The sequence below is a fragment of the Rhizobium sp. ERR 942 genome, from assembly GCF_007828395.1.
Taxonomy (GTDB): domain Bacteria; phylum Pseudomonadota; class Alphaproteobacteria; order Rhizobiales; family Rhizobiaceae; genus Rhizobium; species Rhizobium dioscoreae.
This window is the reverse complement of the sequence record NZ_VIUA01000002.1, coordinates 1,052,318-1,073,939: the sequence shown is the minus strand read 5'-3', so window position 1 is coordinate 1,073,939 and position 21,622 is coordinate 1,052,318. Positions and strand designations below refer to the sequence as shown.

General features: G+C 59.7%; 23 protein-coding genes. 13 read left to right on the top strand and 10 right to left on the bottom strand.

All coding sequences use genetic code 11. From position 1 onward, the window contains the following. Positions 1-13: 13 nt before the first annotated feature. From FBZ97_RS11855 to FBZ97_RS11845, 3 genes are all read right to left on the bottom strand, one after another. Positions 14-1,132: an FUSC family protein gene (locus FBZ97_RS11855; protein ID WP_145319759.1), complete on the bottom strand. Its 1,119-nt coding sequence runs from the start codon at positions 1,130-1,132 to the stop codon at positions 14-16. 218 nt (positions 1,133-1,350) lie between these two features. Then, positions 1,351-1,893 (bottom strand): DUF1269 domain-containing protein, encoded by a 543-nt coding sequence (locus FBZ97_RS11850; protein ID WP_113350918.1) that lies wholly within the window; start codon positions 1,891-1,893, stop codon positions 1,351-1,353. A gap of 51 nt (positions 1,894-1,944) precedes the next feature. After that, positions 1,945-2,235 carry a hypothetical protein gene (locus FBZ97_RS11845; RefSeq protein WP_145319757.1) on the bottom strand — a complete coding sequence of 97 codons (291 nt, stop codon included), beginning with the start codon at positions 2,233-2,235 and terminating at the stop codon, positions 1,945-1,947. A 274-nt stretch (positions 2,236-2,509) separates the two neighbouring features. Between FBZ97_RS11845 and FBZ97_RS11840 the strand changes: the two genes are divergently transcribed. Both FBZ97_RS11840 and FBZ97_RS11835 read left to right on the top strand, forming a co-directional pair. After that, the gene (locus tag FBZ97_RS11840) at positions 2,510-2,776 is read left to right on the top strand and encodes a hypothetical protein (protein WP_145319755.1); all 267 of its coding nucleotides are present in this window, start codon (positions 2,510-2,512) and stop codon (positions 2,774-2,776) included. 59 nt (positions 2,777-2,835) lie between these two features. Then, positions 2,836-3,315: a pyridoxamine 5'-phosphate oxidase family protein gene (locus FBZ97_RS11835; RefSeq protein ID WP_113420920.1), complete on the top strand. Its 480-nt coding sequence runs from the start codon at positions 2,836-2,838 to the stop codon at positions 3,313-3,315. A 72-nt stretch (positions 3,316-3,387) separates the two neighbouring features. Here FBZ97_RS11835 and FBZ97_RS11830 read toward each other — a convergent pair whose 3' ends face one another. The 3 genes from FBZ97_RS11830 to FBZ97_RS34385 all read right to left on the bottom strand — a co-directional run bounded on the left by FBZ97_RS11830 (position 3,388) and on the right by FBZ97_RS34385 (position 5,456). After that, positions 3,388-3,612 carry a hypothetical protein gene (locus FBZ97_RS11830; protein WP_113329267.1) on the bottom strand — a complete coding sequence of 75 codons (225 nt, stop codon included), beginning with the start codon at positions 3,610-3,612 and terminating at the stop codon, positions 3,388-3,390. 268 nt (positions 3,613-3,880) lie between these two features. After that, positions 3,881-4,984: a dimethylsulfone monooxygenase SfnG gene (gene sfnG, locus FBZ97_RS11825; protein WP_145319752.1), complete on the bottom strand. Its 1,104-nt coding sequence runs from the start codon at positions 4,982-4,984 to the stop codon at positions 3,881-3,883. A gap of 304 nt (positions 4,985-5,288) precedes the next feature. Beyond that, entirely contained in the window at positions 5,289-5,456 is a 168-nt protein-coding gene (locus tag FBZ97_RS34385) for a hypothetical protein (RefSeq protein ID WP_173002466.1), read from the bottom strand. A gap of 145 nt (positions 5,457-5,601) precedes the next feature. Between FBZ97_RS34385 and FBZ97_RS11820 the strand changes: the two genes are divergently transcribed. Then, entirely contained in the window at positions 5,602-6,396 is a 795-nt protein-coding gene (locus FBZ97_RS11820) for a putative nucleotide-diphospho-sugar transferase (RefSeq protein ID WP_145319749.1), read from the top strand. Positions 6,397-6,436: 40 nt separating this feature from the next. Here FBZ97_RS11820 and FBZ97_RS11815 read toward each other — a convergent pair whose 3' ends face one another. Beyond that, positions 6,437-7,366 (bottom strand): phytanoyl-CoA dioxygenase family protein, encoded by a 930-nt coding sequence (locus FBZ97_RS11815; protein WP_145319746.1) that lies wholly within the window; start codon positions 7,364-7,366, stop codon positions 6,437-6,439. A 97-nt stretch (positions 7,367-7,463) separates the two neighbouring features. On the opposite strand from FBZ97_RS11815, the gene FBZ97_RS11810 reads away from it, so the two are divergent. Beyond that, on the top strand, positions 7,464-8,291 hold the full coding sequence (locus FBZ97_RS11810; protein ID WP_145319742.1) for an AraC family transcriptional regulator: 828 nt from the start codon (positions 7,464-7,466) through the stop codon (positions 8,289-8,291). 38 nt (positions 8,292-8,329) lie between these two features. On the opposite strand, the gene FBZ97_RS11805 is transcribed toward FBZ97_RS11810, so the two are convergent. Beyond that, entirely contained in the window at positions 8,330-9,223 is an 894-nt protein-coding gene (locus tag FBZ97_RS11805; RefSeq protein WP_145319739.1) for a helix-turn-helix domain-containing protein, read from the bottom strand. Between the two features lie 95 nt (positions 9,224-9,318). Here FBZ97_RS11805 and FBZ97_RS11800 point away from each other — a divergent pair, with 95 nt between their 5' ends. Beyond that, positions 9,319-10,881, top strand: a complete 1,563-nt coding sequence (locus FBZ97_RS11800; protein WP_145319736.1) for a 4-hydroxyphenylacetate 3-hydroxylase N-terminal domain-containing protein — start codon at positions 9,319-9,321, stop codon at positions 10,879-10,881. Positions 10,882-10,891: 10 nt separating this feature from the next. Then, positions 10,892-11,404 carry a flavin reductase gene (locus FBZ97_RS11795; RefSeq protein WP_145319733.1) on the top strand — a complete coding sequence of 171 codons (513 nt, stop codon included), beginning with the start codon at positions 10,892-10,894 and terminating at the stop codon, positions 11,402-11,404. An 88-nt stretch (positions 11,405-11,492) separates the two neighbouring features. Here FBZ97_RS11795 and FBZ97_RS11790 read toward each other — a convergent pair whose 3' ends face one another. Next, positions 11,493-12,971 (bottom strand): aldehyde dehydrogenase, encoded by a 1,479-nt coding sequence (locus FBZ97_RS11790; RefSeq protein WP_145319731.1) that lies wholly within the window; start codon positions 12,969-12,971, stop codon positions 11,493-11,495. A 52-nt stretch (positions 12,972-13,023) separates the two neighbouring features. Next, complete coding sequence (locus tag FBZ97_RS11785; RefSeq protein ID WP_145319728.1) at positions 13,024-14,478, bottom strand: APC family permease; 1,455 nt, start codon at positions 14,476-14,478, stop codon at positions 13,024-13,026. Between the two features lie 317 nt (positions 14,479-14,795). Between FBZ97_RS11785 and FBZ97_RS11780 the strand changes: the two genes are divergently transcribed. From FBZ97_RS11780 to FBZ97_RS11750, 7 genes are read left to right on the top strand one after another with little or no spacing between them, the layout of a single operon-like run. After that, positions 14,796-15,581, top strand: coding sequence for an IclR family transcriptional regulator (locus FBZ97_RS11780; RefSeq protein ID WP_145319725.1), 786 nt, complete (start codon positions 14,796-14,798; stop codon positions 15,579-15,581). After that, positions 15,581-16,834: a Tm-1-like ATP-binding domain-containing protein gene (locus FBZ97_RS11775; RefSeq protein WP_145319721.1), complete on the top strand. Its 1,254-nt coding sequence runs from the start codon at positions 15,581-15,583 to the stop codon at positions 16,832-16,834. Before FBZ97_RS11780 ends, FBZ97_RS11775 begins: the two co-directional genes overlap by 1 nt. Further along, positions 16,831-17,481 (top strand): HAD-IA family hydrolase, encoded by a 651-nt coding sequence (locus tag FBZ97_RS11770; RefSeq protein WP_145319718.1) that lies wholly within the window; start codon positions 16,831-16,833, stop codon positions 17,479-17,481. The genes FBZ97_RS11775 and FBZ97_RS11770 overlap by 4 nt, the downstream gene beginning before the upstream one ends. Positions 17,482-17,498: 17 nt before the next feature. Beyond that, on the top strand, positions 17,499-18,854 hold the full coding sequence (locus tag FBZ97_RS11765; protein WP_145319715.1) for an aspartate aminotransferase family protein: 1,356 nt from the start codon (positions 17,499-17,501) through the stop codon (positions 18,852-18,854). 2 nt (positions 18,855-18,856) lie between these two features. Further along, complete coding sequence (locus FBZ97_RS11760; RefSeq protein WP_145319712.1) at positions 18,857-20,140, top strand: aspartate aminotransferase family protein; 1,284 nt, start codon at positions 18,857-18,859, stop codon at positions 20,138-20,140. A 6-nt stretch (positions 20,141-20,146) separates the two neighbouring features. Further along, positions 20,147-21,166, top strand: coding sequence for a homoserine kinase (locus FBZ97_RS11755; RefSeq protein WP_145319709.1), 1,020 nt, complete (start codon positions 20,147-20,149; stop codon positions 21,164-21,166). 54 nt (positions 21,167-21,220) lie between these two features. Further along, complete coding sequence (locus FBZ97_RS11750) at positions 21,221-21,607, top strand: 5-carboxymethyl-2-hydroxymuconate Delta-isomerase (RefSeq protein WP_145319706.1); 387 nt, start codon at positions 21,221-21,223, stop codon at positions 21,605-21,607. The last annotated feature ends 15 nt before the right edge of the window (positions 21,608-21,622 follow it).

Genomic DNA, 21,622 nt, shown 5'->3' with positions numbered 1-21,622 from the left:
AGGGCCGGCCGGCTTACCCGAGCCCGCCGGCCTTTTCATTGACATCGCTTTCGCGGATGCGGTCGGCAAGATCCAAAAAATTCTGCCGCATCCGGCGCAAGGTGAAATCAAGGCCGAATAGACGGCCGGTTTCGCTGAAGCCCATCGATTGGGCCTCTGTCGAATTCTGCAGAGCGCTGAAAGCGGCTTCGAAGGCCTCATCACCGGCGGAGAGCACCTTGGGATCGATCTCGCCGCCTGAACGAAGCGCCCGGCCACATGCTTCCGCGAAGCAGGCCTGTGCCTCGAGCACTTGTCCTGCTTGCGGCCCGATCGCTTCGACGATCGCCGGTGGGAAGGGCGTTTCCACGATATGGCTGACATAGGTCATGTCGTTGCGAATGCGCCAGAGGGAGCGAGGAATGGCCTCAGAAATCCCATGCTTCGTCAACCAAAAGGCGCGCTCGCGCTGGGCGTCGGTCAAAAGCGTTTCCGTTGCCATCAGCGATTGACGCAGCGCGATATTGGCTTCGGAAGCCGAGACCGGCTCGCCTTTTTCGACTGCGGTTGCCAGAGTGCGCAATATCTGCGCCATGACATCGAGGGCCGATCCGAAACGATCGAGCACCATGGTCCGCGAACGCGTCGGCAGGATGAAGAGACTGGCGAGCACGCCCACGACACCGCCCAACGTGATCTCGGCGATGCGGTCGATGACGAAAATCTCGACGGGAACGGCGGCGGAATGCGTCAGCATGACGATCGCCGCCGTCAACCCGGCATTGCGCAGGCGAGGCACGCGCGCCGACACAAAGCTAGAAAAGCCGACGACACAGATAAGTGCGATCCCGATAGCGAGCGGCTCGTGCGGTGTGACGAACACCGCTGCTCCTCCGAGCATAGCTCCGGCGACGGTCGCCACCAGACGGTCGACAGCCATGCCGGCGGTGGCGCCGACCGATGCCTGCATGACGATCAGCACCGTGAAGACGGCCCAATAGCCTTGCTGAAGTTGCAGAAGCTGGGAGACGGCATAGGTGATCGTGCAGGCGATCATAACACGCAACGCCTGCACCGCCGCGCGTTTGGTCTGGATCAGCGATATCCTGGGCTTTGGCGGGGGCTGGCTTTGAGGCGATACGGGTTCGGTCATCGCGCTACTTTTGGTCTGAAAACGTATGCTGACAATGGCCGTTAGGGTCTTGCCCCTCCCCCTGCTGCAACGCCGATCGCGGGATGAACCCGCGAATTACAATGGCAGTGTTCGGCCTGATATGGAAGGAGAGCGAATAATGGCAAATCATCCGATGGCTCGCCGTGCCCTCTGCGGAAGCACGTCCTTGACTGACCGTTACGGATCGGATTTTACGCTCAAACGGTGGCGGACGCCGCAGACGTCGGCGAGGTCTCCTCAACGAGAACTTGTCGCAGCCGTGCTTCCTGTTCCGGTGAAAGCGAGGTGCGCAACAGCCGCGCATGCTCGCCCTTGAATTCGGCGAGGACCTTCTCGGGCTGAACCTTGCGGATCAGCAGGAAGAGCGCGGAACTATGCACCGGAATGGTTTCGGCGAGCTTTTCGATGAGGCCGTCATCGATGCCGTAATCGGCCATCGACCCGGCGAGAGCACCGGAGCCGGCACCGATCGCACCGCCGACCACCAGGCCCGCAAGAGGATTGAGGAAGATCAGGCCAACGAGCGAACCCCACAACGCACCCGAAAGACCGCCGCTTGCGGCACCGGCAGCGGTCAGATTGACGCTCTGCTTGAGACGGACCTTACCGGATTCGTCGCGAATGGCGATAACGGCATCTTCCAGATCGATCAGATATTCCTTCTCGAGCTGAACGAGACGATTAAGGATAGCATCCGCCTTATCGGCATCATCGAAACCAAGCACTATGAGTTCTGACATCGAAATCCTCCGGGTGGTGTTGTCGAGACAAGAAGTAGGGCATCGGGCCGACTAGTGAACAGCCGTGCTGATCAACCGGTAAGGATGAGTAGCATTGAACTGCGAGATCATTGCGACAGCCTGCTGCAGCAATTCTTCCGCTTGTTCGGGATCGTCGCGCGCCAGTTCGTCGGCGTGGATGCGGATCGCTTGCGCCATATTGGTGGAAAGCGCCGCAAATTGCTGATTGCCTTCGACGAGAGCCTCGCGTGCGTTGCCCTCCAGCGTCCGGGCGGCGTCGATGAGGATTTCCTCGCGCTCTTCGACGGTGAGGTCTTCGATGGTTCTGGTTCTATCTTCCATTTTGGTCACTCCTAACAGACGTGATTGCAGTCGAGCTCATAAAGCCTCGACTGCTACTCACGTAGGAAGACGCAAATTCGGGTTCAAGGTTCCCTTCTACCCATCCCGCCGGCCGCGAAACCTTGTCATTACGCCCCAGCCGATACGGAACAATGCGGCTGCCGTACGGTTTGATTGATATGGCCCGGCCTCCTTTTCACGCGGAAAAGCTCCCGGCCCTGCTGCATTCGACGTGACGCGAGATCTTGCGGATCAGACAAACAGGAAAATCGACATGACGGACACGCAACAAGACAAAGGCAATGCAAGGACCGAGCATGACGCTGCGCATCATGGGATTGGATCCGTTCCGGCCGACCAGACCAAAGGCGAGATCGACGCGACGTCGGAGCACGTCAAGGAGCGCACTCCCGACGACCTGCCCAATATCGAAGCGGAGAAGGAGGCCGTGCGCCAGCACGACGATGCCTTCGTCGTAAAGAGCGATCTCGAAGATGCGGATGAGCGTGAGGCTGCACCAGGAACCCGCGAGCAGCCGTAGGCTTCATCGGGATGATTTCACCCGCTCCATCCTTTTGCAATCAAGAACAGGAGACAGCCATGACCGAGACCGACGAAAACGCCCGCGTTTGGGAGCTGGTCGACAAGATCGGCTTTTGCATGTTGACCACGCAAATATCCGGCAGCCTGCGCGCCCGGCCGATGGCGGCGCATCCGGAGCCAATTGAAAATGCAATCTATTTCCTGACGGATGTTGCGGGCCACAAGGATGAGGAGATCGCCCGCTGGCCGAATGTCTGCCTTGCCTTTGCCGACACCCGGAGTCAAAAATATGTTTCGATATCCGGGACGGCTGAAGTCAGTAACGACCGCGAACGCGTCAGAGATCTCTGGTCCACGGGCGCCAGGGCCTGGTGGGATAGTGCCGATGATCCTTCGATCCGTGTTTTGAAGGTAACGCCTGTCTTCGCCGAATATTGGGATAGCCCCGGCAGCATCATCAGCTACATCAAGATGGCGGCCGCCGCAGTCTCGAATAGAAGACCCGACATGGGCGACAATGTAAAGGTCGAGCTTTAGCCTTTAGCTGGAGCCATGCCGCGCATAGGTGGCGGCATGGCTTGCCTCAAGCCCTGAGAAGGGCGCGAATTGCTATTCTTCCCATTCCTCGTCATCGGCGGAAAGCAGATCCACCAGCGCTGCCACCTTGCCGTCGGGCAGATGGCGGCCTTCGCCGATCAAAGCCTCATCGCTGTTGACCCAAGCCCACGCCTCGGACAGTTCCGTCGGCGTTGCACCTGTCGCAACGATATCAGCGATAAGGGTCTCGTCTACAGGGCCGAGTACGGAGGTGACGTCTTGTGAAGTCAATATCATGTCCTGCTCCTCTTCCTGTTTGTCAGACCATGAGCATCCCTGGAATATAGAAACTTAGGGATGAACTTCCACCCGTGACCAGGCCGCGCCGGTATGAAATATCTCCATCAATCGATTGAAATATCTGGGAAAAGTTCTCACTCACCGGCAAAGGAAAATCTTGCCGGTGAGTGAGGTTGTTTGCATCTCGCTGCCGCTGTTCGCCGAAATATGGGCGCCAGCTTTGAAAAGCGCGGGAGATCAAAGCGATGTTGTGTGGGGGAAGCGCTTACTCAGCAGCCACAGCAACAGCATCCCGAATTTCCTCGAGCGCACGCACTAGCGGAATGACGTGCTTGCCGAAATATTCGACCTCTTCCTGGAAATGCAGGAAGCCGAGAAGGATCAGATCGGCACCCGCCTGCTTCAGAGCGATAATGCGCTCGGCAACCTGCTGCGGCGTGCCGATCAGGTTAGAGCGGAAACCGTCATTATACTGCACCAGATCTTCGAAGCTGGATTTCGCCCAATTGCCCTCGCCTTCCGGTGAAGCCTTGCCGGCATTCTTCACCTCGTGCCCGAAGGCCTTGACGGCATCGGGATTGGCTTTCTCGACAATCTCGGCAAGAACCGCCTTGGCTTCCTCTTCAGTCTCGCGCACGATCGCGAAGGCGTTGACGCCGATGCGCACATGATGGCCGTTCGCTTTTGCCTTGGATTGGATATCGTCCACCTGCTTGGCAATCTCCTCGGGCGTATTGCCATTGGTGAAATACCAGTCAGATACGCGCGAGGCCATGTCGCGGGCCGCACGCGACGAGCCACCCTGAAAAATTTCCGGCTGCGGATCGATCGGCTTCGGCTTCAGCGAATAATCGGTGAACCGATAGAAATCGCCACGGAAAGTGAAGCTGTCTTCGGTCCAGATGCCGCGCAGCGCCCGGATGAATTCCTCCGAGCGGCGGTAGCGCTCGTCATGATCGAGCCAGTGCTCGCCGATGGCCGCGAACTCGCCGCGAAACCAGCCGCTGACGATATTGACGGCGACACGGCCGTTGGTCAGGTGGTTGATGGTGGCGATCTGCTTCGCTGCCAGCGCCGGCGTCCATGGCCCGGGCAGGATTGCCGCAATGACTTTCAATTTCGTCGTCGATTCCAGCAGGGCATGGCTGAAGGAAACGGATTCATGCTGAAACTCCGCGCCGTAGCCCGCCGTGAAGCGTATCTGGCTCAGCGCATAGTCGAAACCACTCGCCTCGGCGATCTGCGCAAGCTTTCTGTTGTAGTCGATCGTCCAGCTCGTGCGCTGCTCGATGTTCGAGATGACCAACCCGCCCGACACATTCGGCACCCAGTAGGCGAATTTCAAAGCGTCTCTGTTCGCATCGCTCATTGATATCTCCCGGTTTGAATTGTCCTCTGCCGAGTACAAGGATGAAGATTCCAACCCATTGCGATTAAATTCTATAGATTCTATAGATTATCGAACAAACCTATCCCAAGTTTCAGCTGTTTTGCGAAAAAGCTGCGTTGCGAACCTCGCCCGATGGGGACGATGACGTGACAAGGAAGCTTGGGGCCTAAAGGTGGAACGGCCGTCGAAGGCCATAATGCAGCCGCAAAGCGCGCAAATCAAAGCGCCGCCGTCCCCATACCTGAGCGGACAATCGACCCGAGATCGCATAGGTCTCGAGCTGTCAGAATGTTGGGCCGGCTCCGCCGTTCTTCAGCGTGAAATAAGCAAAGGCTGCTACGAAAAATGCAATGATGGCCAAAATCGCCAGCAAACGCTTGAGCCAGGGAGGCGTTTGTCTCGGCGGTTTCGGCTTCGGACGGCGTTCAAACTTGATGACATTATCGGACATGACAATCGATTAGCGAAGATCAAATGGTTTGCCAATCCTGTACGAACGCCAACGATGTGACGTTTCCGCCATCGGCCAGACTAAATGCTCCATTCATCCAAACTCTCAATCTTGTCCGCTACGCTTCGGGGTGGCGGATAGTCGATTGAAGCTCACACATCCCGAAGGTGCCTTCTTGAATATCCTCAATAAAATTCGCCCCTGGAGCCCGCAGCAGCGTGCATTGATCGTCCCCTTCCCGGCAAAACAGGATCTGGCCGAACGTAAATCCGCGGCAACCAGCGCCGACGGCCCGATTGTGGCGTTTTTTACCGAAGGCAGTTTTTACGAACAGGAAAAGGAGCGTATGGCCCATTCGGCGGAGCGGATCGGGCTGAAGGTACATGCAACGGCAGTGCCCAGCGCCGGCAGCTGGGTACTGAATGCCGGGCTGAAACCCGGCTTCCTTCTGCAGGAAAGGGCGAGGCTGCGCGGGCCTATTCTTTATGTCGACGTCGATGCAGTCTTCCACCGCAATCCCTGGCCGGAGCTTCGTAAACTCGAATGCGATATTGCAGTCTACTATGAGTTCGATGCCCGTCTTATCAGCGCGACGATTCTCATCAACGACACGCCCGGCGCGGCGGAGCTCATCGAGCGCTGGCGGGAAGGATGTCTTGCCAAGCCTGACGTGTGGGATCAGGTGGTTCTGGAGGAAATCATCGCCGAGGACGCAGCGAGCGCGAAGCCCCAATTCCGTGTAGCCAGACTGCCTGCGTCATTCTGCTGGATATTCGATCGGGTCGAGAATGGTGCCGTCAGCGAGGTCTTCATCGAACAGCTCCAGGCAAGCCGCGAGGCGACCAAGCGCAAACGCTGGTTTGGCCGCATCGGCAAACGGCTGAAGCGCCGTCGCGATCGTGTCGAGGAAATCGAGCGCGTCCTAAACGGTGACAATTAGGGCACGCTTCGAACGAGCCTGCCACCCGATCAAATCTGAATCACAGCATGTCGCCCAGCGTCCAATGATTGTTCCATCGCGCATCGATCTCATCCTCGACGTTCTGATAGCGAATATCAGTGGAAAGGCGCAGTCTGCGCTGGCTGTCCTGATTGGTGGTGGAGGCGTGGATCATGAACGGTGAATGGAGCATGACGTCGCCCGCCTCATAATCGGCGACCAGCCAGCGCGTATCGAAGCGGTTCGCCATGTCGGGCAGATCTTTCGAAACCCAGCCACCCTCCGTCATATTGCGGTTGAACGCGCTGACACGCTCTTCGGGGCTGAGATCCCTGTTCTTTTCGCCAAACTCCCGCTCCATCTCTAGGCCGATCGCGTGCGATCCCTCCAGATAGGTCAGCCCGCCCATTTCGATCGGGATATCGCCGATCGGTATCCATGCCGTGACGATCCGGCTGGTGCCGCCTCGAAGATAGACCAGATCATAATGCGCCGGCGTCGCCGTCGCCGTTCCCGGCCGCACATGGCGCATGATCTTGCGCTTATGCAGATAGGAGATGCCCGACAGGAATTCATCCATGAAGCGCGAAAGACGCGGCTGCGCGCAGAAGCCCTCATAGGCGACCGAGCGCACGAGAGACATCAGGCAACGATCGACATCCCGGCCTTCCGCCGGCGAAGCGGAGGATATTCCATCTCTAGGGTCCGTTCCTTCTTCGATGAGCCCTGTCTTCGCCATGTGACCGAAGACCCAACCGCGAAAATCGATCACGTCCTTGCGCGGCAGAAATCCCTTGAGCCACACATAGCCGTTCTCCTCGTAGAGCGTACGGATTGCCTCGACACCGATGCTCGGATCGGTCGGGGTGAGATAACCGAGCCGATGGGGCGCGGCGGAGAGAACCATTCCATTGGCAACAAGGTTAAATGCACTTTTGCCGGAAAGGACGCTCTGCATGGGAATCGACATTTCACTCGCCTTTGTTTTGATTTGATGGCCCATTGAATCTAGCAGTCAGCGATGGTTCATTACATGGACGAAAGTAATACTGGACTTTTCGCTCACCATGACATCGACAACACATGCCATCTACCGCTCGCCACTTGCCGCCGCCGGAGGACTGTCGGTCACCGGCACAGGCAGGCAGCATGCCATGCATGCCGTCACTGCGCGCAAGCTGCCGAGCTATGCGGTGGTGCTCGTCGAAAGCGGCCAGGGCTTTCTCGAAACGGATGCCGGCGGCCGCAGAAGCGTGAAAGGCCCGGCGCTCTTCTGGCTTTTCCCGAACCGCCAGCATTCGTATGGCCCCGATGCTGAAGGCTGGAGCGAACGATGGGCGCTTTTCGAAGGCTCTCTCGTGCGCGACTTTCTGCGCCTTCGCCTCGTCAGCGAGCAGAATCCGCTCATTACCCTGCGCAATCTCGACAGCGTGCAGCGTCTCTTCGGCGCGATCCAAGGTGATCTCATCGCCGATACCAACCTACCGAGAGCCGCTGCCGCCTCCGCTCTTCATCAGATCGTCATTCTGGCTGCGCGGCAGGCAAGCCAGGCCGTTCCCTCCCCTCGGCAGGGCTCGGATATCGGCGAAATCGTCGGGGCGCTTCGCCAACGAGCAACGGAGACCCTCGACATGGCAGCTTTTGCCGCTGAATACGGCATGTCGCCCGCCACGCTGCGCCGAAAAATTTCGGCGGAAGTCGGGCTGCCGCCGAAGGGGTTTCAGCTTCGCCTGCGCATGGACCGTGCAAAAGAGTTGCTGACGATGACAGACGACAAGATCGAGATCATCGCCTCAAAAGTCGGATTCGATGATCCGTTCTACTTCTCCCGGCTATTCCATGAGCGCGAAAACTGCACGCCGCGCGATTTTCGCGCCCGCTACCGGAGAAGCTGATCGATCAAGACAGGCCGAATACGTCGCAACCGCCCTTGTCACGCCGCATCATTCCCCGATGGCGCTCGCTCCAAATTCCGGCGCCGCCAGGCCGCCGGCGCCTCCCCCACCCGCTTGCGGAAAAAGCGTGAGAAATAGGCGGGATCTTCAAAGCCCACCTCGCGGCCAATGTCCTCGACGGAGCGGATGGTGAACATCAGCAGACGCTTGGCTTCCAGCAGCCGCCGGTCCAAAAGCATTTCCTTGACGCTGTGTCCGAACACCTCGCGCGCCGCCTTGTCGAGCAGATGCGGCGTCGTGGCGAGCAGGTCGACATAGTTGCCGACCGGCCAATCGCTCTTGTAATGGTGGTCTATGGCGCTGCGTAGCGCCAAGGCAAGCGTCACGGTCGGTGAAGCTGAAGGCAGCGCCGCGCTGCCGCCAAGCCGGTTCATCAGCGACAGCACGACGCCGATCAGCCCCAGCATGACTTTTTCGCTTTGGCCGCCGCGCTCGCGATATTCGGCGCTGACCATTTGCAGCAGCGTGTCGATCTTTTGCCAGGAAGGATCGTCCGGCCGCGCCGTCAGAAAGGTCGGCACGTCAAGGCTTAGATCCACCTGGGGTACCAAAGCCTTTAAAGTATCGTCCGATATCGAGACGACGATGGCATCGGACTGATCGTCGACGTCGAATCCGTGAATGATGTTGCTCGGGACGAAACTGATCGTCGGAGCGGAAAAATTCCAAGTCCGATCCTCGATCCGGTAGCGACCGCCGCCCTTGTACCAATAGGTGATCTGCCCCATCAACGGGTGTTTATGAGACGCGACATGCCCAAAATGCAGCGTTTTACGGTCCATGACCGTTTCCACGTGCAGAAATCCGACGTCAAGCGCCCGGCTCGGCACGCCATAGACAAAGAAATTCGGGATTTCGTTCTTCTGCGACATGCCGGAAAAAGTACCAGCGAATTGCCCCCTTTGTCCATGGTCGCGCCGAGGGTTCGGACGTAGCATTGATCATGATCTCAAGGGAGGAATACGAGATGCGAGCTGAAGATCACCGCAGCGACAAGACCCGTCCATTTACCGGCGCCGAATATCTGGAAAGCCTGCGCGATGGCCGCAAAGTCTATATCAATGGCGAGCGCATCGCCGATGTGACTGCGCATCCCGCCATGCGCAACTCCGTCCGCTCGCTCGCCCGCATGTACGACGCGCTGCATGACGAAAAGACCAAGGAACGTCTGACCTCGCCGACCGATACGGGATCGGGCGGCTATACCCACAAATACTTCCGAGTGGCGAAATCTTCCGCCGAGCTTGTGGCACAGCAGGGCGCCATCGCCGATTGGGCGCGCATGTCCTATGGCTGGATGGGCCGCACCGCGGATTACAAGGCGGCCCTTATGAATACACTCGGCGCCAATGCCGACTGGTACGGCCCGTTCAAGGACAATGCACTTTCCTGGCACAAGCGCGCACAAGAATCCGTGCTCTTCATGAACCACGCGATCGTCAATCCGCCAATCGACCGCCACAAGCCCGCCGATGCCGTCAAGGACGTTTTCGTCCACATCACCAAGGAGACCGATGCTGGCATCTATGTCTCCGGTGCCAAGGTGGTGGCGACATCCTCCGCACTGACCCACTATAATTTCCTCGCCCAGAGTTCGGCGACGGTCACGGAAGACCCGTCGCTCTCTGTCATGTTCATCGTTCCGATGAATGCGCCTGGCATTAAGATGTTCTGCCGCGTCTCCTATGAGCAGACCGCCAATACTGTGGGACATCCCTTCGACTATCCGCTGTCGTCACGCTTCGATGAGAACGACGCGATCCTGGTGCTCGACAATGTCTTCGTGCCCTGGGAGGATGTGCTCGTGCTGCGCGACGCGGCAAAGATCCTCTCCTTCCACCCGGCTTCGGGCTTCATGCATGGCTATTGCTTCCAGGGCTGCACGCGTTTCGCCGTGAAGCTCGATTTCATCGCCGGATTGCTGGCCAAGGCGCTGCGCGCGACCGGCGGCGATGCCTTCCGCGGCAATCAGGCGGCACTCGGCGAAGTCATTGCGCTTCGCCACATGTTCTGGTCCTTCTCCAATGCCATGGCCTACAATCCGCAGCCCTGGGCGAATGGCGCGGTGCTGCCAAACATGGAAGCGGCCCTCTCCTACCGCACCTTCATGTCGGAGGCCTATCCCCGCGTCATCGAAACCGTGCGCAAAGTCATCGCTTCCGGGCTGATCTATCTGCCTTCCTCGGCCAAGGATTTCGGTAATCCGGAGATCGACCGCTATCTCGCGCAATATGTGCGCGGTTCCAACGACATGGGCCATATCGAGCGCATCAAGATCATGAAGCTGCTCTGGGACGCGACCGGCACCGAATTCGGCGGACGCCACGCCCTTTACGAGCTCAACTATGCCGGCGCGCCGGAGGAAGTTCGCCTGCAGGTGCTGAAGGGCGCCGAGCGCGGCGGCAGGCTAAAGGAGATGGAAGCGCTCGTGGATCAGTGCATGAGCGATTACGACGAAAACGGCTGGACTGGGGACACCTGGCTGCCGCCGCTGGGTGACACCTCCCCCGTCCGCAACGCCGCCGAGTGAGGACGTTGCCATGGAGGAGCAACTCTCGAAAACAGAATTTCGCAACGCCATGGCCAGGGTTTGCGCACCGGTGAATGTCATCACCACCAACGGCCCCGCCGGCCGCGGCGGCTTTACCGCCACCGCCATGTGCAGCGTCACCGACGAACCGCCGACGCTGCTGGTCTGCATGAACAGCCGCTCGGCGCAAACTAGCCTCTTCCTCAATAATCGCCGCTTCTGCGTCAATGTTCTGACGCAGGAGCACAAGGAACTGGCCGGCTATTTCGCCGGCCAACGCGCCGACATGGAAGAGCGCTACGCCGCCGCGGAATGGATCAACTTCCGCTCTGGCAGCCAGGCGCTTTCCGATGCCATCGTCTCCTTCGATTGCCGGCTGACGGAAGCGCGCTTGGTCGGCACGCACCATATCTTTATCGGCGAAGTGATGGATATCCGCAGCCGCAAGGATGGGCACGCGCTGCTCTATTTCGACCGCAACTATGTGCATGTGCCGACCCAGACGGGGAGCTTCGGCGGCTAGGTGCCGCAGGAACAGCTATCGATCTTGGGAGCAAAAAAGGGGTGCCGGCGATAACGCGGCACCCCTTCTTGCGTAATGAAACAATCCGTCAGAGCTGAATCCAGGTCGTCTTCAGATCGACATACTTGTCGAGCGCATGCAGCGACTTGTCATGACCATTGCCGGATTGTTTGACGCCACCAAGTGGTACGCTGTTATCGGCACCGCCATAGGTATTGACATGCACCACGCCAGCGCGGATGCCCCGGACCATTCGATGAGCCCGCGACAGGTTCGATGTCCAGACGGCCGAGGCAAGGCCATATTCCGTGGCATTGGCGATCTGCAGAGCCTCTGCTTCACCTTCAAAGGGAATGATCGACAGAATGGGGCCGAAGACCTCCTCTCGCGCCAAGGTCATCGACGGTGTCACGTCGAATACGGTCGGCCGCATGTAATAACCGCCCGTCTCCTCAAGAATACGCGAGCCGCCGGTGCGTAAAGACGCGCCCTCCGACAGCGCCTGCGAGACGTAGCCAAGATCCTTCTTCAGCTGGATCTCGCTGGAAATCGCCCCTGCCTCCGTCGTCAGCTGCAGGGGATCGCCGGCTTTCATGCTTTCGGCGATGCGAGCCACCTTCTCGGAGAAGGCTTCATGAATCGACTTCTCCACAAGCAACCGGGAGCCGGCGACACAGACCTGGCCGGAATTGCGGAAGATGCCATAGGCGGAAACCTTGGCCGCATGATCGAGATCAGGCGCATCGGCAAAGACGATGTTCGGCGACTTGCCGCCAAGCTCCAGATAGACGCGCTTCAGGTTAGAACGCGCCGAATATTCCAGGAGCCGCCGTCCAATAGGGCCGGAACCGGTGAAGGCGAGTACATCGACCTCCATGTGCAGCCCCAGCGCCTCGCCGCAGACCGCACCGCGGCCAGTCACGACATTGAGCACGCCTTCGGGCAATCCCGCTTCGGCGCAAATTTCGGCGAGCCTGAGCAGCGTCAGCGACGCGCCCTCGGCCGGCTTCAGCACGACGGAATTGCCTGCGGCAAGTGCAGGCGCGATCTTCCAGGCGCCGATCATCATCGGAAAATTCCACGGTACGATAGCGGCAACGACACCGATGGCTTCGCGGTGGACCAGACCGAGAATATTCTCCGCCGTCGGCGCGATCTCCCCATAAACCTTGTCGATCGCCTCGGCATAGTAACGGAACGTGCCTGCGGCGCTGCCGGGCTCGGCCTTCAGCGCCATCGAGATTTCAGTGCCGTTGTCGCGCACGCCGAGGACGGCGAGCTCGAGCGCGTTCTTCTCAATCAGTTCGGCAATCTTCAGCAGCACTTTCTTGCGTTCGGCCGGTGCCGCCTTCGACCAGCTGCCCTTTTCAAACGCCTGCCGCGCGGCCTTGATCGCGAGATCGACATCCTCCGTTCCGGCATCGGCAATCGTGGTCAGCTTTGTTCCATCGATCGGCGAAATGACGTCCATCGCAGCGCCGCTGATCGGCTGCCGCCAGGCACCTGCTATGAACAATGCCTGTGGCGAAACGGATAATGTCCGGAGCTGGTCGATCTTGTCCTGCATCTCATTCTCTCACAAAGAGGGTGGCGGGTCTTCCCGCCACCGCGATTGGAACTCAGACTTCCTGGCCGGCGCCGAGACGGGCATAGCCTGCTGCATCCGACGACTTCAGGCGAGCAGCCGCGATGAAGCCAATGATCCCTGCGATCAGCACGAGCGCCGGCAACAACACGGCCAGCACACCATTGGCGCCGGCAATCGCCCCGAAATTCGCCGAGATATAATAGACGAGCGCCAAAAGGATCAGACCCGTCAAGATGGGCAGCACCTTGATCGCGAGCACATTGCGCTCAAGTCCCGGATTGCGGCTGAAGAACACCACGATCGAGAAGGCTGTAAACGCCATCAGCAGGATGATCGCCAGCGTCGCGACATTGGTGAGCCAGGAGAAGAGCGCCAGCACGGGATCCTGACCCGTCACCGCAAAGAGCGCGACGACGAGCACGGCAATGACGGTCTGGATGATCGAGCCGACATGCGGGCTCTGGAAGACTGGATGCGTGACGCCGATCGATTTCGGCAGCAAGCCTTCGCGACCAGCAACATACATGTAGCGTGCAACGCCGTTGTGAAAGGCGAGAATACCGGCAAACAGGCTGGTGATGAAGAGCACGCTCATGACAACGGTGATCCAGTGCCCGACATAGCGTTCGGCAAGGCCGAAGAGAAAGGTCGTGGGATCGGCAAGACCCTGCAGGGTCGGAACGAGCTTGTCGACACCGGCGCCAGTCACCATCAGCCAGGACGTCAGCATATAGAAGAGGCCGATGATGAGAACGGAAATATACGTCGCGCGCGGCACTGTCTTTTCCGGTTCGCGAGCTTCTTCGCTGTAAATAGTGGTCGCTTCGAAACCGATGAAGGCGGCAAAGCAGAACAGCAAACCGATTGCCGGCGTTCCGCTCCAGAAGGCCGTCGGCGTGAACGGCGCGGCCGTCAAACCGGCATCGCCACCCTTGATGAAGATCGCAGCATCGATGACGAGCACGACGAGATATTCAAGAATAACGAGCACCGTCAGTACTTTCGCCGACAGATCCACACGTCGATAGCCAAAAACGGCAACGAAGGCGATGCCGATGAAGCTCCAGACCCACCAGGGAAGATCGAAACCGAGCTGCTCGGCAAAGAAACCTTTGGTCGCCGCACCGAAAAGCCCGAGAACCCCGACCTGCATGGCATTATAGGCGAGGATCGCGATCAGCGCCGCGGCACCGCCCATCAAGCCGCCAAGGCCCTGGGCCGTATAGGCATAGAAGGCGCCGGCATTGCGAATGTGACGCGCCATGGCGACATAGCCGACCGCAAACAGCAGCAGAATACCCGTCACCAGCAGAAAGGTCAGCGGAATGCCTGGCCCGTTGCCGAGCATCATCGAAAGCGGCACGCCGCCGGCCACCGCCGTCAGCGGTGCGGCAGCCGACACCACGAGGAAGGTCACGGCACCGACGCCGAGACTGTTCTTGCGCAGCTGGTTGTCAGCCGCACCTTGCGAATTTTGCGTGTTCATCTGCGTTCGTTCCCCTTGTTTAAGAACATCCGATCATCGCCGCGATTGCACGCGTGCGACCTCCACCAAAAACCGGACTGACGATCGGGGCCTATGTTTTGTTGATCTTACCGCCGTCAGCGCTTATGGTTCATTATTTGAACCACAGCTTCAAATATAGACTTGCAAACATTGCCGGCCTCTGTCAAGTTATTTCGCATGTTAAGTATCTTGGGTCGCTGCTATCGTGCCGCGGCGCAGGGTCAACAGGCTGATTTGACGGGAAGCCCCGGCTGGACGCGTAGAATCAGACCCTGACCAACCCAAGAGGAGGAATAATGAGCACGATCGGAAAGGCGCTGGCATTGCTGGATACCCTGTCACGGCTGGACAAGGAGGCGGGTCTGACCGACATCGCCCGCCGGTGCGCGCTGGACAAGGCGACGGCACGACGCTTTCTCGTAGAGCTGGAAAAACACGGCTTCGTCGAGCAGGATCCAGAGACACGCCGCTACCGCATCGGCTCGGCGCCGGTTCGCCTCGCCCGTATCCGGGAAGCGCGCTTTCCCTTCCTGCGGGTCGCAATCCCCTTCATCAGGACACTTGCCGAATCCTCGACCGAGACCGTGCATCTGTCCGAATTTTCGGGCGGGCAGCTTTCGACCATTCATGTTGAAGACTCACCGCGCGCCCACCGCATCATCGTCGATGTCGGAAGCCTCCTTCCCTTTCATGCGACGGCATCAGGCCTCGCCTTTCTGGCCTACTGCCCGCGGATAGAAATCGACGAAGCGCTTAAAAAGCCGCTGGAAAAATTTACCGACCACACCGTCACCGACCCCCAATTGCTGCATAAAATGCTCGATGAAACCGCTGCACGGGGCTTTTCCGTCATTAATCAAGGTCTCGAGGCCGGCGTCATCAGCACGGCGGCACCGGTGCGCACGCCGAGCGGCCGCCCGATCGGTTGCGTGGCAATCGCCGCCCCGCTCTCTCGCACCACGAAGGCTGCCATCCAGGAATTCGGCGCGCAGGCCGTCGCCACGGCCAATGCGATCTCAGAAAAATATTACGGGTCGGAAAGACCCACGGGAACCATTGCGAAACTCAGGAGGACGGATTGATGAGCCCGGAGGCTCCCTCACCACGGATACTCGTCATCGGAACCGGTGACACCAAATGCGACGAACTGCAATTCATGGCGTCCGTCATCAAGCAAGCCGGCGGCCAGCCGGTCATGATGGATGTGAGCATTCTCGGCGACCCACCTTACAGCCCCGATTATTCCAAACATGACATTGCGAAGGCTGCCGCAACGACAATCGAAGCCATTACCGAAAGCGGCGACGAAAACAGCGCCATGGCGGCTATGGCGAAGGGCGCATCGGCCCTGACCCTCCGCCTCTATGACGATGGACTAGTCGACGGCATTATCGTGCTCGGCGGCTCCATGGGCACGGATCTGGCGCTCGATGTCGCCGCCGTCCTGCCGCTCGGCGTGCCGAAATTCGTGGTTTCGACCATCGCCTACTCCCACCTCATACCGCCCGAACGCATCGCGCCCGATCTTATGATGATCCTGTGGGCTGGCGGTCTCTATGGTCTCAACAGCATCTGCCAGTCGGTTCTTTCCCAGGCCTGCGGCGCAGTGGTCGGCGCTGCAAAGCACGGCACCAAGCCCGATCGCGAACGTCCCCTCGTCGGCATGACCTCCCTTGGCTCCTCCTGCCTGAAATATATGAAATATCTGCGGCCCGAGCTGGAAAAGCGCGGCTACGACGTCGCCGTGTTTCATTCGACCGGCATGGGCGGACGGGCCTACGAAGCGATCGCCTCGAAGGGTGGCTTTGCCGCCGTCTTCGACTTCTGCATCCAGGAAGTCAGCAATCATCATTATAGCAGCGTCGTCACCTCTGGGCCCGACCGTCTCGAAAACGCCGGTCGCGCCGGCATTCCGCAGATCGTCGCACCCGGCGCGATCGACATGGTCGATCTTCAGGCATGGCAAGCCCTGCCAGAGATCTTTGTGGATCGCCCGTATCACGCCCATAACCGGCTGATCGGGTCGGTAACGACATCGCCGGAAGGGCGGCGTGCAGTGGCCCGTGTGATCGGAGAAAAACTGCGGCGCGCCGAAGCGAATGTCGCCTTCCTCCTGCCGACTGAAGGCTTGCAGGAATGGGACAAGCCGGATGAACCCTTGCATGACCCGGAAGGCCTTGACGCCTTCCTCGATGAAATGCGCCGAGCCGTTCCGCCTGGTGTCACACTGCAGGAGGTCGATGCGCATATCAACGCGCCGGCCTTCTCGGCCGCTGCGCTTGCCATCTTCGATCGATGGGTTGCCGAAGGCGTCATTCCGGAGGGGCGGCCATGAGCCAAGACCGCGCGCTTATCCTCGACTTCGGTGGTGTCGTTACCCGCACCCTGTTCGAAACCCATGATATCACCGAGCGCACACTCGGCCTTCCCAAGGGATCGCTAACCTGGCTCGGCCCGTTCGACACGACGACGGACCCGCTTTGGGTCGAAATGCAGAAGCGCGAGATCACCGAACGCGACTATTGGCTGAAGCGCACGAAGGAAGTCGGCAAGCTGGTCGGCGAAAACTGGACGGACATGCAGACCTTCGTGCGCCGGGCGCGCGGCGCCGAGCCGGAGCTGGTCCTGCGGCCAGAAGCCCGCGACGCCATCCTGCGTGCCAAGGAGGCCGGCCTCAAGCTGGCGATCCTGTCGAACGAACTCGACCTTTTCTACGGCGTCGAATTCCGTCAGCGCTTTCCGCTGATCGAGCTTTTCGACGTCATCGTCGATGCCACCTACACGAAGATCCTGAAACCCGATCCCCGCGCTTACGAGCTCGTCCTTGCCGAGATCAACCTCCCGCGCGAGGCCTGCGTTTTCGTCGACGATCAGAAGAAGAACATCGAGGGCGCCGAAGCCGTGAGCTTGCCTCACGTGCATTTCGACGTGACCCGCCCTGCCGAAAGCTATGCCCGCGCACTTGCGATGCTGGGGCTCTGAACCAAGAGGAATTTGACATGCGTGAGACCAATTTCATCATCGAAAACAACGCCCGTCACCTGTGGCATCCGATGGCTCATCCCGCTGAGATGCAGGCCAATCCGCCGCGCATCATCAACTCAGGCGAAGGCGTCGAAATCGTCGATATCCAGGGCAAGAAAGTGCTCGACGCGGTCGGGGGCCTCTGGAACGTCAATCTCGGCTATTCCTGCGAGCCGGTGAAGAAGGCGATCCGCGACCAGCTCGACGAACTGCCTTATTATTCGACCTTCCGCGGCACGACGAACTCACCCCTGATCGAGCTGTCCTACGAGCTTGCGGAATGGTTCAAGCCGGACGGCCTCAGCCGTTCCTTCTTTACCTCAGGCGGCTCGGATTCGGTCGAGACCTGCCTGCGGCTGGCGCGCCAGTACCACAAGGTCAATGGTCAGCCCGAGCGCACCAAGTTCGTCGCGCTGAAGAAGGGCTATCACGGCACGCATTTCGGCGGCGCCTCGGTCAACGGCAACCAGAACTTCCGCCGCAACTACGAGCCGCTGCTTCCAGGCGTCTTCCACCTGCCGGCACCCTTCACCTACCGCAATCCCTTCAACACCACCGATGGTGCGGAGATTGCGGCTGCAATCGGCAGGCTCTTCGAGGATGAAATTGCTTTCCAGGGTGCCGACACCATCGCCGCCCTGATCGTCGAACCGGTACTCGGCGCCGGCGGCGTCATCGTTCCGCACGAGACCTTCCTGCCGCTGATGCGCGAGATCTGCGACCGGCACGGCATCCTGCTGATCGCCGATGAGGTCATCACTGCCTTCGGCCGCACCGGCGCCTGGACCGGATCGCGCCTCTGGGGCGTGCAGCCGGACATGATGTCGACGGCGAAGGCGATCACCAACGGCTATTTCCCCTTCGGCGCAGTGATGATCTCCGACAAGGTGGCGCAGGTCTTCGAAAGTAACAAGGGCGCGGTCGGAAGCATCGGCCATGGTTACACCTATTCCGGCCATCCGGTCGGCGCGGCTGCAGCCCTTGCGACCTTGAAGGAAACCAGGCGGCTCAACGTCGCCGACAATGCCGCGGCCCGTGGGGAGGAGCTACTCGCCGGCCTGAGAAAGCTGCAGGACAAGCACGAACTGGTGGGCGATGTGCGCGGCAAGGGCCTGATGTGCGCCCTCGAACTCGTCAGCGATCGTGCAAAGAAAAGTGGCGCAGCTAAGGACGTCATTCAGAAGGTGCAGGACGCGACCTATGATGCCGGCGTTCTGGTCCGCACCTCCGGCGCCAATGTCATCATGTCGCCGCCGCTCATCGTGACGGCGGAGAATGTCCAGACCATCCTGACCGCGCTCGACGCAGGTCTCACCGCGGCAAGGGGCTGATCATGTCCGACAATGCAGCCCTCATCGCGCGTCGCGAACGGCTTCTCGGCCGGAACATGTCGCTCTTTTATGACGACCCCGTGCATCTGGTGCGCGGCGAAGGCGTCTGGCTCTGGGATGCCGATGGGAAAAAGTACCTCGATTGCTACAACAATGTGCCGCATGTCGGCCATTGCCACCCGCGCGTGGTGGAAGCAATCGCGCGGCAGGCCTCGACGCTGAACACGCATACGCGCTACCTGCACGAAGGCATACTTGATTATGTCGAGCGGCTGACGGCAACCTTCGACAAGAGCCTCAACGCGGCGATCCTGACCTGCACGGGCAGCGAAGCCAACGATGTGGCGCTGCGTATAGCGCGAGCCATGACCGGCAAAACCGGCGTCATCGCCACCAACCACACCTATCACGGCAACACGGCAGCCGTGTCGCAGCTGTCGACCCGCATGCCGCCGGTCGGCGGCTTCGGCGGCCATGTGCGCCACGTGTCAGCGCCGGACAGCTATCGTCCGCTCGGCGGCGAAGGCGGAGAGGCCTTTGCTACGGCCTTTGCGGCCGAAGTGGAGAAAGCGATTGCCTCGCTTCAGGAGAGCCCGCACGGCTTTTCGGCCATCATCATCGATCCGTTCTTCGCCAATGAAGGCTTTCCCGATCTGCCGCCGGGTTTTCTCGACAAAACGGTTGCCGCTGTGCGCAAGGCCGGCGGCCTCGTGATTACCGACGAGGTACAGCCCGGTTTCGGCCGGACCGGCACGCATATGTGGGGTCACCAGCACGCTGGCATCGTTCCCGATATCGTCACGCTCGGCAAGCCGATGGCCAACGGCCATCCGGTCGGCGGCGTCATTGCCAATGTCGATACGATCAACACTTTTCGCAAAGCGTTCCGCTATTTCAACACCTTCGGCGGCAATCCAGTCTCCTGTGCTGCGGCCATGGCGGTTCTCGATGTCATCGAGGACGAGAACCTTATCGAGAACGCCCGCAATGTCGGCGAATATACGCGCGACGGGTTCAAGCGGCTGGCCGAGAAGCACTCGATCATCGGCGACGTGCGCGGCAGTGGCCTCTTCATGGGCACTGAGTTTGTGCTGGACAGGCAAACGAAGGAGCCGGCTGCCGCTGAGGCAACCCGGATCATCAACGCCATGCGCGAACGCGGCGTGCTGATGGGAAAGATCGGCATTCACCAATGTGCCACGAAGATCCGACCGCCCATGCCGTTTACCCGGAGCAATGCCGACTACATGTTGTCGATCTTCGACGATGTCCTATCCGGCCTGTGAGGCAATATGGCTGATCAATTGCCTCAGGCCATCCGCGATGCCCTGCAGAGACGTGCGCTGGAGGCCCTCGACCATTGGCCTGTGCAGGCCCATGAACCTCTCCTGATGAAATATCGAGAGAATGCCGTCTTCCGCATCACGCTGGAGGATGGTCAGTTCGCCGCACTGCGGCTCCATCGGCCGGGCTACCATGACGAGACGAGCTTGCGCTCGGAACTGCACTTCATGGCGGCGCTCAAGCTCGGCGGCCTTGATGTGCCGAGTCCCGTTCCGACAAGCAGAAAGCAGAGCCTCGTCCGACTGCCAGCCAACAGGCATTTTGCCGAACAGCATGCCGACGTGGTGAGCTGGATCGACGGCGTGCCGCTTGGCCAAAGTGGCGTGCCGCTGTCGCATTCGGCAGAGATGCAGGCCGACATCTTCTTTCGCGTCGGACAGAGCATGGCGACCATGCACGAGCTTGCCGATGCTTGGGAGCCTCCGGAGCGTTTTCGCCGCCCGGCATGGAACGTCGAGGGTCTGGTCGGCGAAAAGCCGTTATGGGGTCGCTTCTGGGATTGCCGGGGCATTTCGTCCGAGAGCACCACTGCGCTCTCGGCATTACGCAATGAACTACGCCGTGCCTTTGCGAAAGCTGAAAGCCAAAGCCTCGACTACGGGCTGATCCATGCCGATCTGGTGCGGGAAAACATCTTTCTGACGGGAGCCGACGGCGATGTCGCCTTCATCGATTTCGACGATGCGGGACATGGTTTCCGCCTGTTCGATCTTGCCACGACCCTACTCAAGAACCGCAGAGAGCCCGCCTATCCTGCAATCGAGCAAGCGCTGATAGCAGGTTATCGCAGCCGGCGATCCCTCTCCGACGCGGCGCTGGCGGCCCTGCCCCTATTCATGGTGCTGAGGAGCCTTACATATATTGGATGGCTCGCGGGACGTCCGGAAATTCCGGGCAGTGTCGAGCGTCTGTCGCGTTACGTCAATGAAAGCATGGAGATGGCGAGAAAGCTCAATATCGCCGCTTGACATCTTCCGCATAATTATTAACGTGTTAAGTAAATAAGAGATCGGGAGGACTCAATGCCACATCTCGCCATCGAATATTCGGCCAATCTGGAGGGTCGCACCGATATCGGTGCGCTCTGCGAGCGACTGCTGAAGACGGTGCTGGAGACCGGACTTTTCGAGGTCGGGGCTGTGCGCGTGCGCGCCTTTCGCGCCGAGCACTACGCCATCGCCGACAAGCTGCCCGAAAACGCCTTCATCGACTTGAACTTCCGCATTGGCAAGGGCCGCACGCAGGAAGAAAAGAAACGCACCGGCGAGGCAATCTTCGCCGCAGCGATCGACGTTCTCGGCCCGCTTTTCGAGACGCCGCATTTCGCCCTTTCGCTTGAGATCCGCGAGATCGATGCGGAGCTCAGGTGGAAGAAGAACGCCATTCATCCGCGGCTTCGCGGCAAGTGACATTCCCTTCGTGGG

Coding starts and splice junctions, on each gene's coding strand:
- FBZ97_RS11850 (WP_113350918.1), bottom strand. CDS start 1,893: ATGTCAGAACTCATAGTGCTTGGTTTCGATGATGCCGATAAGGCGGAT.
- FBZ97_RS11805 (WP_145319739.1), bottom strand. CDS start 9,223: ATGTCGCAGAAGAACGAAATCCCGAATTTCTTTGTCTATGGCGTGCCG.
- FBZ97_RS11785 (WP_145319728.1), bottom strand. CDS start 14,478: ATGAACACGCAAAATTCGCAAGGTGCGGCTGACAACCAGCTGCGCAAG.
- FBZ97_RS34385 (WP_173002466.1), bottom strand. CDS start 5,456: ATGTCCGATAATGTCATCAAGTTTGAACGCCGTCCGAAGCCGAAACCG.
- FBZ97_RS11750 (WP_145319706.1), top strand. CDS start 21,221: ATGCCACATCTCGCCATCGAATATTCGGCCAATCTGGAGGGTCGCACC.
- FBZ97_RS11835 (WP_113420920.1), top strand. CDS start 2,836: ATGACCGAGACCGACGAAAACGCCCGCGTTTGGGAGCTGGTCGACAAG.
- FBZ97_RS11845 (WP_145319757.1), bottom strand. CDS start 2,235: ATGGAAGATAGAACCAGAACCATCGAAGACCTCACCGTCGAAGAGCGC.
- FBZ97_RS11800 (WP_145319736.1), top strand. CDS start 9,319: ATGCGAGCTGAAGATCACCGCAGCGACAAGACCCGTCCATTTACCGGC.
- sfnG (WP_145319752.1), bottom strand. CDS start 4,984: ATGAGCGATGCGAACAGAGACGCTTTGAAATTCGCCTACTGGGTGCCG.
- FBZ97_RS11765 (WP_145319715.1), top strand. CDS start 17,499: ATGCGTGAGACCAATTTCATCATCGAAAACAACGCCCGTCACCTGTGG.
- FBZ97_RS11790 (WP_145319731.1), bottom strand. CDS start 12,971: ATGCAGGACAAGATCGACCAGCTCCGGACATTATCCGTTTCGCCACAG.
- FBZ97_RS11855 (WP_145319759.1), bottom strand. CDS start 1,132: ATGACCGAACCCGTATCGCCTCAAAGCCAGCCCCCGCCAAAGCCCAGG.
- FBZ97_RS11760 (WP_145319712.1), top strand. CDS start 18,857: ATGTCCGACAATGCAGCCCTCATCGCGCGTCGCGAACGGCTTCTCGGC.
- FBZ97_RS11815 (WP_145319746.1), bottom strand. CDS start 7,366: ATGTCGATTCCCATGCAGAGCGTCCTTTCCGGCAAAAGTGCATTTAAC.
- FBZ97_RS11775 (WP_145319721.1), top strand. CDS start 15,581: ATGAGCCCGGAGGCTCCCTCACCACGGATACTCGTCATCGGAACCGGT.
- FBZ97_RS11840 (WP_145319755.1), top strand. CDS start 2,510: ATGACGGACACGCAACAAGACAAAGGCAATGCAAGGACCGAGCATGAC.
- FBZ97_RS11770 (WP_145319718.1), top strand. CDS start 16,831: ATGAGCCAAGACCGCGCGCTTATCCTCGACTTCGGTGGTGTCGTTACC.
- FBZ97_RS11755 (WP_145319709.1), top strand. CDS start 20,147: ATGGCTGATCAATTGCCTCAGGCCATCCGCGATGCCCTGCAGAGACGT.
- FBZ97_RS11810 (WP_145319742.1), top strand. CDS start 7,464: ATGACATCGACAACACATGCCATCTACCGCTCGCCACTTGCCGCCGCC.
- FBZ97_RS11830 (WP_113329267.1), bottom strand. CDS start 3,612: ATGATATTGACTTCACAAGACGTCACCTCCGTACTCGGCCCTGTAGAC.
- FBZ97_RS11780 (WP_145319725.1), top strand. CDS start 14,796: ATGAGCACGATCGGAAAGGCGCTGGCATTGCTGGATACCCTGTCACGG.
- FBZ97_RS11795 (WP_145319733.1), top strand. CDS start 10,892: ATGGAGGAGCAACTCTCGAAAACAGAATTTCGCAACGCCATGGCCAGG.